The following is a 1,218-nucleotide window of genomic DNA, read 5'->3' on the forward strand; positions in this document are numbered from 1 at the left end:
CAATTCGCGGTTTCGCCGATAGGCACCCGTTCTGGTTTGTCGTCGCAGTGGCCGTTCTCCAACCGATCATCGCGGTGCCCTTCGTGGTGGTCTCCAAGGTGCTGGGAACCGAGATCACCCCGCTCCGCCTGATCATCCCCACGGTTCAGTCTGCGTTCGTACTGTGGCTGATCTGGGCACTCGGATGGTGGCGGATCAGCGGACTTGCGGGTCCTGTTCGCAACACGCATCTCCTCATATACCCAGCGTTGATCCACTTCGTGCCAGTCCTTCTTTACGGCTCCGTCGAAATCCCTGCTGGATGGGTTCTGTTCTATTTCTTGGCTGTTCTGGCGACCGGCGTCAGCGAGGAAGGCTTCGCCCGCGGCATCGCTTTGCCCGTGCTGCTCAAGTTCGGCAAGTGGAGTGCCGTCCTGATCGCGGCAGCGATCTTCAGTGCTGGCCACCTCACGAATGTTGCATTCGAGGAATTCTCCCTGCTGGAATGGATCGACAAGTTCGGCAACACATTCGGTTTCGCGGTGCTCTACGGCGCGCTCTTTCTTCGGACCAGCAGTCTCTTACCCCTGATCTTCCTGCACACGTTGCTGGATTACATTTACGTCACATCTGGCACCGCCGGGCCCTTTGTTGCCGTGCCGCTGGACATCCGGATTCACCTCGGCATCGCGGCACTCAATACGGCGGTTGGTCTGTATCTAATGACGGGCGTGGCCGAGGAGGATATTCCACGGATTGGACGCTCCTCCGCCGCTCCCGCCTGAAGCCATGGGCATGCGAGCGATACAGTATCTCGTGCTCAGTCTGATCCTGGCTCATCCCTCATGGGCGCAAGACGAAACCGGCATGATGATTGCAGCCGTCGAGCAGGCTGCGCCGGCCGCATTGGCACGCCAAGGCACGCCGGGGGTGGGTGTTGCCATCGTATATGGCGGCGAGCCGATCTGGTCGGGCGGATTCGGGGTCACCAATGTAGAGACCGGAGAACCGGTAACAGCGGACACGGTCTTCGAGATCGCCTCCGTCACCAAGCCAGTGACCGCATGGGCGACGCTGAAGCTCGCCGAAGAGGGCAAGATCGACCTCGACGCGCCGATCGAAACTTACTTGGGCGGCTGGACCCTACCGCCTTCCGAGTTTGACCATTCCTTAGTGACCGCGCGCGCCATCCTCGCTCATGGTGCAGGATTGTCGAAAGGCGGGGATTCAGGCGTTGAT

2 protein-coding genes are annotated in these 1,218 nt (G+C 60.3%); both read left to right on the forward strand.

What is annotated here, in order from left to right:
- Nucleotides 1-764: CPBP family intramembrane glutamic endopeptidase (locus ACKLNI_RS00005; protein ID WP_413716940.1), on the forward strand; the 764-nt coding region annotated here is incomplete at its 5' end.
- A gap of 31 nt (nt 765-795) precedes the next feature.
- A partial coding sequence (locus tag ACKLNI_RS00010; RefSeq protein ID WP_413716941.1) for a serine hydrolase domain-containing protein occupies nt 796-1,218 on the forward strand: 423 nt, incomplete at its 3' end.

The organism is Silicimonas lutimaris, assembly GCF_047314965.1.
In the GTDB taxonomy this organism is placed as follows: domain Bacteria; phylum Pseudomonadota; class Alphaproteobacteria; order Rhodobacterales; family Rhodobacteraceae; genus JAVJUV01.